This is a genomic window from Protofrankia sp. CiP1_Cm_nod4 (assembly GCF_982290645.1).
The window spans coordinates 1-9655 of record NZ_CEVIVC010000167.1 but is presented as its reverse complement, the minus strand read 5'-3'; the positions used below and the strand labels follow the sequence as shown (position 1 = coordinate 9655).

General features: G+C 68.6%; 9 protein-coding genes and 1 pseudogene. 3 read left to right on the top strand and 7 right to left on the bottom strand.

Going from position 1 to position 9655, the window contains the following annotated elements:
* The 6 genes and pseudogenes from AC5LSR_RS21335 to AC5LSR_RS21310 all read right to left on the bottom strand — a co-directional run.
* A pseudogene (locus AC5LSR_RS21335) lies at positions 1 to 255 on the bottom strand (type II toxin-antitoxin system HipA family toxin); the annotation flags it as partial.
* Between the two features lie 192 nt (positions 256 to 447).
* Entirely contained in the window at positions 448 to 576 is a 129-nt protein-coding gene (locus AC5LSR_RS21330) for a Rossmann-fold NAD(P)-binding domain-containing protein (protein ID WP_250286050.1), read from the bottom strand.
* 119 nt (positions 577 to 695) lie between these two features.
* The gene (locus tag AC5LSR_RS21325; protein WP_493468897.1) at positions 696 to 1157 is read right to left on the bottom strand and encodes a cupin domain-containing protein; all 462 of its coding nucleotides are present in this window, start codon (positions 1155 to 1157) and stop codon (positions 696 to 698) included.
* A 291-nt stretch (positions 1158 to 1448) separates the two neighbouring features.
* On the bottom strand, positions 1449 to 2279 hold the full coding sequence (locus tag AC5LSR_RS21320; RefSeq protein WP_250286048.1) for a helix-turn-helix domain-containing protein: 831 nt from the start codon (positions 2277 to 2279) through the stop codon (positions 1449 to 1451).
* Between the two features lie 518 nt (positions 2280 to 2797).
* Positions 2798 to 4069 carry a Fic family protein gene (locus AC5LSR_RS21315; RefSeq protein ID WP_250286047.1) on the bottom strand — a complete coding sequence of 424 codons (1272 nt, stop codon included), beginning with the start codon at positions 4067 to 4069 and terminating at the stop codon, positions 2798 to 2800.
* A gap of 15 nt (positions 4070 to 4084) precedes the next feature.
* Positions 4085 to 4423, bottom strand: coding sequence for a hypothetical protein (locus AC5LSR_RS21310; RefSeq protein WP_250286046.1), 339 nt, complete (start codon positions 4421 to 4423; stop codon positions 4085 to 4087).
* Between the two features lie 193 nt (positions 4424 to 4616).
* Here AC5LSR_RS21310 and AC5LSR_RS21305 point away from each other — a divergent pair, with 193 nt between their 5' ends.
* Positions 4617 to 5747, top strand: a complete 1131-nt coding sequence (locus tag AC5LSR_RS21305; RefSeq protein WP_493468896.1) for a hypothetical protein — start codon at positions 4617 to 4619, stop codon at positions 5745 to 5747.
* 36 nt (positions 5748 to 5783) lie between these two features.
* Here the strand turns inward: AC5LSR_RS21305 and AC5LSR_RS21300 are convergent, their stop codons facing one another.
* Positions 5784 to 6269: a hypothetical protein gene (locus AC5LSR_RS21300; protein WP_250286044.1), complete on the bottom strand. Its 486-nt coding sequence runs from the start codon at positions 6267 to 6269 to the stop codon at positions 5784 to 5786.
* A 137-nt stretch (positions 6270 to 6406) separates the two neighbouring features.
* On the opposite strand from AC5LSR_RS21300, the gene AC5LSR_RS21295 reads away from it, so the two are divergent.
* Both AC5LSR_RS21295 and rph read left to right on the top strand, forming a co-directional pair.
* Positions 6407 to 7006 carry a hypothetical protein gene (locus AC5LSR_RS21295; RefSeq protein WP_250286043.1) on the top strand — a complete coding sequence of 200 codons (600 nt, stop codon included), beginning with the start codon at positions 6407 to 6409 and terminating at the stop codon, positions 7004 to 7006.
* Between the two features lie 112 nt (positions 7007 to 7118).
* On the top strand, positions 7119 to 9655 hold a 2537-nt coding region (rph, locus tag AC5LSR_RS21290), incomplete at its 3' end, for a rifamycin-inactivating phosphotransferase (RefSeq protein WP_493468895.1).

Sequence of the window (9655 nt, the reverse complement as noted above, 5' to 3'; positions counted from 1 at the left end):
GAGGTTCTCACCCCATCGGTCGGGGGCGCTGTCGGCGAACGCGTTGAAGATGGCTGACCCCGGCGGCGTGTGGAAGACGCCGGCGGCCCTGGCCAGCGCCGGGTCGAGGTCGTATCCGGCCGGGCTGGTCAGGTAGGCGTCGGCGTATCGGAACGTGGCGCTCTGTCCGCCGCGGTCGTGAAGCCACAACGTTCCGGCGGCGGTCTCCTGCCCGTCGATCTCGACGGTGACCTCGACAGGATCCCGTCCGGCCATCAGCGCCATACTCGCTTGGGGAGGATCTCGTCCATGAGTAGCCGGCCGACGTCGGTCTCGTACGGGTCGGGATGCAGGGCGATGCTGTGATCACCATCCTACGAACGATCGAGCACCCCGTGCGGGTCTCGTGGCTGTCATCGGGGATACCGATCATGCTGGCGGCCTGGCAACAGGAGATGGCCGAGGACATTACGTTGGCTGCTCGATAGGCACCTCAGGGTCATGCACGACCGCGCGTACGTCGATGCCATGGCTCACGAGAGCGGGCACGACCAGCCCGGCGAACGTGCCGGTAGCCCCGGTCGCGAGGATCTTCATCGTTGCCCTCCTTCGGCGGAGGGATCGATCGAGGTCGGAGCGACCACCGGGGTCGTGCGGATAGTCGTCCGCGGCTGTTCCGGGAACGAGATCCTCGCGGTCGGTGTGGACGGTCCGCGTCAGCGGGGCGGTCCGATGACGATGTTGCCGAACTGCTCAGCCGCTTCGGCCATCCGTTCGGGTGAGATCTGGAAGCCGTCGGGTCGCGGGGTGGACCTGTCGCGGCCGGCGTAGCGGAACATGCCCTCAATGCCGGCCGGTGTGTTGATCATCAACAGGTCGGCCTTCTTGGACGTGATCCGGTAGGCGTGCGGTTTGCCCTTGGGGAGGAAGACCACGCCGCCGCCGGTCAGCTCGTACTCGCGGTCGTCGTACCAGACCAGTGCGGTGCCCTTGATCAGCATGAACACCTCGTCTTCGAGGGTGTGCTTGTGATAAGGCGGCGCCTCGCCCTCGCTGACGTCGAACCTGCCCATCATCAGTTGGCCGTCGGTCGCCGCGCCGTCGAGCACCATCGTGAGAGTTCCGCCGTCGAGCCATTCGAGCTGCTGTTGCTGCTGGGCCTGGGCGAGATAGAGCATGCTCACGTCGTTCTCCTTCGCATCGTCGGTGCGACGTCCATCGCGCCCTGACGTCCGTCGCGCCTTCCGGCCCGGAACCGGCACGGCGCGCTACGCGGGCACGGAGCCCTCAGCCGGGTGCGATCTCCGGCATCCGCGTGCGCCGAGCCTCGTGGTGACCACGCCTCGAGCGTAGGGCCCACGCATCCGGAGCGCATTCGCCCGCTTGCTGAAAAGGTGTTCCTTATTGCGGCGCTCGCGCCTCGGTCACGGTCACGGTCAGTCAGAGTCAGTTGTAGTCGGTCACCTTCCCTACATGGCGCGGCTGCGGCGGAACGCCCGAGGTGCCATACCGATCTCGCGGCGGAACGCGGTCGAGAACTGGCTGGCGCTGCTGAACCCGCACTGCTGCGCGATGTCGGTGACGGACAGGTCGCTGTCCTCGAGACGACGCCGCGCCACGTCGATCCTCATCCGGGTGAGAAACCGGCGTGGCGGCAATCCCGTCGAGGCCTGAAAGACGCGCAGGAAGTGGTACGGGCTCAGCCCGGCGCTGCCTGCCATGTCGGCGAGTGACAGGGGCAGGTGAAGGTTGTCCCGCATGAACTCGATCGCCGTCCGGACACGGACGTCCTCCCTCCCGACGCTGACGGGGCCCGGCGATCCAGTCCCGTAGCGGCTGAGCACATGGGCGAGCAGGAAGGCCGCCGAGGTCTCCGCGTACAGCTCGTCGACTCCCGCAGCCATCGCGTGAGTGAGCTCGGTCAGGACGCTGCGCACGACGTGGTCCTCGATCAACACCGGCTCCGCCAAGGTGACCGGCGAGGACCGTCGATGACTCAGCAGGCCGGCGGTACGCGCGAGATCGTCTGCCGGGAGAACCATGACAACGAGCTCGCGCATGCCGCTCCCCGCATGCGTCCACTCATAGCTCAGCGGCACTCCGACTGGGACGATCCACGCCTTCCCCGGCGCGAGCTGGGCGGATCGCCGGGCTACTCCGTCGCGTCGTTGCACGGCCACGCTTCCACGGGTCACGAGCATGATCCGGGAATGGGGCAGGACGCCCGTGTCCGCGCGTCCCGAAGAATCACAGCGCTGAGCGACCCGGACGAGCACCGACACCCAACCGGCATCCCGCACGCTGCACCTTCGGGTCGCACACCACACGTCCTGGTCGAAGCGCTGCGCCAGTTCAGCCGCAGGGAAACGCATCGCCTCCGAAGCCGACGGATCTGCCGTCACGCTGAGCTCCTTGGTTCCCGGCCCTGAAATCACCGTCCACCCGGTCGCCACACGGACCCTGGCCAGGGACAATGCCCGATGACCACGCCGACCGGAACATCATCTACCGAATCGGACGGATGTTCCGTACACCTGGCGGTTCCGGAGGCTCCGGTCCGTCTGGTGACCGCGATCGTGGGGCCGTTCCCCGGCTGAAGCGTAGGTGAACGCGAGGACCTCGTCGTGTCCAGCGGTGGCTTCGACCAACATCTTCGGGGCGTGCGGCCTGGAGCGTCGCCGAACGGCTGTCAGTCAGACCTCGGCTGGCGAGGGAGCGAGCCTTTCCGGTAACGTTCCGCTACGTTATTTAACGATAACGCTGTGCGGCTGAGAACCCGGGATTCCCTTTCACCGTACTCGGGTTCTGGTCGGTGCTGTCAGGGCTGCCGTGGTACCCGCCGCGTCGGCGGGCTGACCAGCGTGTTCCCGTCCGGGCTCGCGAGGCGTCGCTCCAGCAGGGTGAACGCCTCGATCGCGTCGGCCGCCTCGAACGCCCGGTTGCGCCGGCCGACGGTGACCTGCCGGAGCACATCCGCCTCGACGAGTCGGCCCACCGCCTCGTTCGCCGCCTGCACGCTGCGCCCGCTCAGTGCCGCGGCGGAGCGGACGGTGAGCACAGGTGCCGCTGGCAGCACACGCAGCAGGCGGTCGAGCGCGGAGCCCGCCCGCACCGGGCCGACCCGCTGAAACCAGCCGGCCTGAAGCACCGCCATCCGCCGCTCGAAGTCGGCCGCGTCCGCGCATGCCCGACCGCACGCCGCCGCGAACAGCGCGATCCAGGCATCGGTGGCCACCCGTGCGTCCTCGGATGCGGCGGAGCCGACGTAGTGGGTGGCGGACAACGCGGCCAGATACTGGCGCGACCAGGTCGCCAGGATGAGGGAGACGGGCGGGAACACGTCGACCGCGAGGCCACGCCGTCGCAGCACCATATGGATCAGGGCCCGGCCGGTCCGGCCGTTACCGTCGATGAAGGGATGAATCGTTTCGAACTGCGCATGGGCCACAGCGGCCTGGACGACCGCCGGCAGCCCGTCGTCGTCGCAGAACGCGCAAAGGTCCGCCAACAGCTCGGGCACGACCTCGGGCGGTGGTGGTACGAACACCGCCGAGCAGGGGTTGTAGCCGCTGCCGCCGATCCAGTTCTGCACGGTCCGAATCGTGCCGCCGTAATCCGCCAACCGGCTTCCGGCCAGCAGGCGTCGGTGAACCTCCAGCAGTGAGGCGACCGTGATGGGCTGGCCGACACCGACCAGTTCGGACACGCCCGCCATCGCGTCGATGTTGCCCAGCACCTCGGCGGCGGTGACGTCAGTCGCCTTCTCCCCGAGCTCCCGCGCCGCCTCGGCCCGCAGCAGACGGCGACCGCCGACCTCAAGCCCCTCGATACGCGACGAGCCGACCGACTCGGCCCGCAGCAGGATGCGCGCAAGCACCTCGGAGCCCCGCAGGGCGGTTGCCTCCCGGCCCAGCCGGCTGATGGCCACCTCGGCGTCGGCGACGTCGGCCGCCGTCCCCGCGTCCAGCCGGAACTCCCGCCCGACCAGGGGGTCCGGCAGGTAGGCGTCGTAGTCGCAGCCCGACCGGTCACGCCTCGACAACCCGGAATCAAGATCGCTTTCCCAGTGCCGCCGCAGTAGACGAGCCACTTCCACCCTCCATGTTCAAGGTTCCAGAATAACCTTGAACATGGAGACCTCGAAATCAAGATTGCCGAACGCCCGGGAGGAGGCCGCCGGTGGCCGGCCGGCGCGGCCGGCTTCCCGACGGTCGCCGATCGACAGCGGTCCGCCTTCCACTCGCCCATGATCACCAAGGACCGTCGGCGAGCGTCCGGGAGATCGGTTCGATGCTGGCCGCGGGTGGCTGGTCTCGAAACGGGCCAGCCGGGCATGCCGCCGCTTCGCGAGGGGCTTGTTCGCCCACAGCGGACGACAAAAAAGAACGATGAAGTGAAAGAAAAACAAGGAAAAAGGAGAGATAATCAAAAAGGAAACAGCCACTCCTCACTACTTTTAATATATAGCACACCGGAAAGCTTGCGGCAAGGCCCGGGTCGTGCCGCAGAATAGCCGTCCGAGGCCAGAAGCTGCGGAAACGGGAGTCGCGGAATGCGTGTGTTGTTGTCGACGTATGGGTCGCGCGGGGACGTCGAACCGCCGGTGGACGCGTGGTATGGCTGCGGGCGCTGATGGCGTGAACCCCTTGACCACCAGCGCGTTCGGCCTTCCCGACCACCTCGCGGCCAAGGCCGACCCGACGTTGATCGCCGGCAATGGCGAGACCGCGCCGGACCGCTGGGCGCCGATCCTGAACACGCTGGTGGACGCACCCGACGGACCCGTGGCCCGGGCCCTGCGGGATCCGCGGACGGCGGACCTGGCCCGTACCGTCTACCGAGCAGCCGGACCGGCCGAGAGCCCCGCCGAACTCCGCGATCCGGGGCGGTTCCCGTCCCCCGATGCCGTGCGCACCCACCTGGCCTGGCGGTGCTTGCAGGTGGCCTACCCCGGATCAGACAGCCCCACCAGAACCGACAAGAACGACCAGCAGCTCCGTGCGCTGATCTTCCTGGCCCGCCAGCGTGCGTCCGATCGGCGCCTGCCAGGTCTGAGCTGGTGGCACCTGCACCGTACCGTACCGCGCCCAGTCGTCACGCTGTCCGGGCTCGTCTTCGGCATCTCCTTCGGGGTGCTGCTGGGCACAGTGCTGGGCTACCCGATCGGGATCGGGTTCGGCGCCGTCGCAGGCCTTGTCGTGGCGAGGACGTTCCATCAGCTCACCACCAAAGCGCCGGAGACGCCGAGCGTGCTGCTTTTTGGGACGCCGCCGCTACCAGGCTGGCGCGTGGGGCGAGGCGCGCAGGCGCGGGCAGCCGTCATCGATCTCGGAACCCACCCTGCCCGGGCCCTGCTGCACCGGCACCGCCGGTGCACGCTGTTCCTGACCACTCCGCTGGTAACCGGTGTCTGCATTCTCGTCACGGCCGGCGAGGCATACCTCACGGGCTGGGGGCACCCACCCACCGACCCGCTGATCGCTCTGGCCGCCGTGATCTGTTGCGAAATCAGTGCCTGCCTGCCCACCCCATGGGGCATGTTCCTGCTCTCCCGGCACTGGCTCGCCTGGCGCCACGGCCTCCCCCGCGACATCCTCGGCCTTCTCGACGACGCCACCGAACGCGGCATCCTGCTGCGCACCGGCGGGGTATGGCAGTTCCGCCATCCGAGCATCGCGGAATACCTCGCCGCCCCGCCGTGGCCCGACCGACCCACGCTGCCGCTTTCTGACGGGCCCGCGGCGGACATCCCCGGGCTGGGAAGATAACCACCGTCCCAGTTCGGCCCGTCGGCTCGGGCCGTGTCAGGTGCGTCCGCAGGCATCGAGAAGAAGCTCTGCGACGAGATCCAGGTCGTCGGTCGTGAGGTCACTGCCACCCGCGCCGTGTATCCATCGGATGGCCTGATCACGGCGGTGGACGAGCCACAGATCGACGTGCAGGGCGATGTCGGCGGCGGTCGACGAGTCGCAAGCACCGAGCTGGGCCAGCGCTGCCGTGCGCGCCGTGTGGTCGAGCGTGAGCCGGACGACGTCGAGCAGGTCGGTGCCCTGTTTCCGCGTAGAGCGGTTCATCACCGCTTGCAGCTTCATCGCAATGATCGGACCGGGCTCTGCGACGGGCGTCTTCACCTCCACGCGGTCGCCTTCCGACCAGATCACCTCGATGGCGATCTCGGTGGCGGTGTCGTTCGCCCATGCGTGCGCGGACGCGTGGAGACGGTCACCGGGACCGTCGCTCAGCTGGTCGAGCTCTGCCAGTCCGCTGCTGTTCGTGGGCCTGGCTGCCACTGTGGCTGCCAGTTCCGGTGGCCGAGCGGCACGCCCCGATGTGCTTCTCGTGCCCACCGGCAGCGGCATAGGACGTTTTGACCTCCGATACTAAAGATCGGTAGCCTCGCCGGCATCGGACCATGGGGGAGGCGTTCGTGCGTGAGATCGCGACCATCGACCGGCAGCCAGGCAGCGGCACCATCGCCGTGTGGATCACCAGGAGGACAGAGTCGCTGCAGGCACGGCATGTCAATGCCGCCGCCATCGACGAGGCCGGCGATCCCCTCGCGCTCGAGAAGGTTCGATTACTGACGCGCTGCTGTGTCATCCTGGTAACGGAAGGCTCGTTACTGGACGGGCTGCCGATCGAGGGCGAGCCGCTCACCGTAGCGGCTCTCGAGACCCTGGTTGCTGAGACGGAGGGGCATCAGCAGCGGATCCTCGCGGCGCTCGACGCCTACAAGCAGCACACCCGGTCCAAGACCCTGGTCTCGCCAGCGTTCCCCACCAGCCCGAAGGTCGACGGCTTCCCGCCTGTTGAGGACACCCCGAGCAAACGTGCCCTGGCGACCGCGAACTTTGCAGCTTGCGTGTGGACGACCTGGCTTGAGACGGACGAGGAACGGCGCCGACGTACTGTCCGGCCGAAGACGGGTCAGTCACCGTGGATCATGCCCGAGGAGTTGAACAGTCAGACGGTGCCGGACTTCCCACCCGTCTTCGCTGGGCGTCTCCATGAGCAGCCGCTGGTGTGACCGTGCTCCCCTACACCGCCATCGACTTCGAGACCACCAACTCCTACCGGGGCCTGGCTCGACGGCTACCGGGTGCAGTGCAACGGGATACCACTGCCTCGGAGGTGTCGCGGTGAGCGAGCAGCACGTGTTGGGTCTTCAAGAGGTTGACGAGACGCAGGTCGCGGTCGTTGGCGGCAAGGGCGCGCACCTGGGGGCGCTGTCGCGGATCGACGGCATCCGCGTGCCGGCTGGCTTCTGCGTGACGACGGACGCCTTCCGGCGGATCATGGCGGAAGCGCCCTCGATCGACGATCGGCTCGATCAGCTGTCGCGCCTGAACCCGGACGACCGGGAGGCGATCCGCACGCTCAGCGCGGAGATCCGCCGGACCATCGAAGGGATCGCCGTCCCGGGCGATCTCGCGGCGGCGATCACCGGCGCTCTCGCCCAGTGCGGCGAGCACGCCGCCTACGCCGTCCGATCCAGCGCGACGGCGGAGGACCTGCCGACGGCCTCCTTCGCCGGCCAGCAGGACACGTACCTGAACGTCGTGGGGCCGGCGGCGATCCTCTGGCACGTCAGCCGGTGCTGGGCCTCGCTGTTCACCGAGCGGGCCGTGACCTACCGCCAGCGCAACGGCATCGACCACCGTACGGTCCACATGGCCGTGGTCGTGCAGCGGATGGTCTTCCCGCAGGCGGCCGGCATCCTGTTCACAGCCGACCCCGTCACGTCCAACCGGAAGGTCGCCTCCGTGGAGGCCGGCTTCGGCCTCGGCGAGGCCCTGGTCTCCGGCCTGGTGAACCCGGATGTCTTCAAGGTGCGCGACGGCGAGGTCGTCGCCAGGACGGTCGCCGCCAAGCAGCGTGCGGTTCACGCCTCGCCGGCGGGCGGGACGCGGGAGCAGGCGATCGACCCGGAGCGGCAGGAGCAGCCGGCGCTGACGGATGCGCAGGTCGTGCGGCTCGCGCGGCTCGGCCGGCGGATCGAAGCGTACTTCGGCCGCCCGCAGGACATCGAATGGTGCCTGGTCGACGACGGCTTCCAGATCGTCCAGAGCCGGCCGATCACCACGCTGTTCCCCATCCCCGAGTCCGGCGACCGGGAGAACCACGTCTATGTCTCCGTCGGCCATCAGCAGATGATGACCGACCCCATGAAGCCCCTGGGGCTCTCCTTCTGGCAGATGACGACCCCCGCGCCGATGGCTGAGGCCGGCGGCCGCCTGTTCGTCGACGTCACCCAGAGGCTGGCCTCGCCGGCGAGCCGGGCCGGCCTCCTGGAGGCCCTGGGGAGATCCGATCCGCTGCTCGGGGACGCGCTGCGGACCATCCTCGAGCGCGACGGCTTCGTCCGGCCGCTCCCTGACGAGGGTCCCCCCGGGCCACTGTTTGGCGGCGCGCCAGCCCCGATCGAGACCGATCCGGCCATCGTCACCGAGCTGATCGGGCGCAGCGAGGCGTCCATCGCCGCCTCGGAACGCGACATCCGGACGAAGTCCGGCGAGGCGCTGCTCGACTTCATCCGGGCGGACCTCCAGGAGCTGAGACGGATCCTGTTCGATCCGCGGAGCCATCAGGTGTTCATGTCGGCGATAGAGGCCACGTGGTGGCTCAACGAGCGGCTGGAGGCGTGGCTGGGCGAGAAGAACGCGGCGGACACACTCACGCAGTCCGTGCCCCACAACGTCACGTCGGAGATGGGGCTGGCGCTGCTCGACGTCGCGGACGTGATCCGCCCGCATCCGGACGTGGTGGCGTTCCTGCGGCACGTCGAGGACGAGGGTTTCCTGGACGAGCTGCCCAGGCTCGCGGGCGGGACCGAAGCGCGAGCCGCCATCGAGGCCTGGCTCGACAGGTACGGCATGCGCTGCGTCGGCGAGATCGACATCACGCGGCCGCGTTGGAGCGAACGCCCCTCCACGCTCGTCCCCATGATCCTCGGCAACATCAGGAACTTCGAGCGGGGCGAGAGCCGACGACGCTTCGAGCAAGGCCGGCAGGAGGCCTGGAAGAAGGAGCAGGATCTGCTGGAGCGCCTGCGGGGCCTGCCGGACGGGGAGCGCAGGGCCGAAGAGACGAAGCGGATGATCGACCGGGTCCGGACCTTCATCGGGTACCGGGAGTATCCGAAGTACGGGATGATCAGCCGCTACTTCGTGTACAAGCAGGCCTTGTTGGAAGAAGCCGAGCGCCTCGCGCAGGCCCACGTACTCCGCGAGAAGGAGGACATCTTCTACCTCACGTTCCAGGAGCTCCACGACGTCGTGCGCACGAACCGCGTGGATGACCAGCTCATCGGCCGGCGCAAGGACGCGTTCAGGTCGTACCGGGCGCTCACACCGCCCCGGGTGCTCACGTCCGACGGCGAGGGCGTCGTCGGGGCGTACCGACGCGACGATGTGCCGGCCGGCGCGCTGATCGGCCTACCGGTCTGCGCCGGGACCGTCGAAGGGCGGGCCCGCGTCATCCTGGACATGGCACGGGCCGTTCTCGAACCGGGTGACATCCTCGTCACGGCCCACACGGACCCCAGCTGGACGCCCCTCTTTGTCGCCATCGCAGGCCTGGTGACGGAGGTCGGAGGACTGATGACGCACGGCGCGGTGATCGCCCGGGAGTACGGATTGCCGGCCGTCGTCGGTGTGGTGGACGCCACCCGACTGAT

Bases quoted from the DNA above. Each gene is read 5' to 3' on its own strand.
- AC5LSR_RS21330 (WP_250286050.1), bottom strand. From the start codon at position 576: ATGAAGATCCTCGCGACCGGGGCTACCGGCACGTTCGCCGGGCTGGTC.
- AC5LSR_RS21325 (WP_493468897.1), bottom strand. From the start codon at position 1,157: ATGCTCTATCTCGCCCAGGCCCAGCAGCAACAGCAGCTCGAATGGCTC.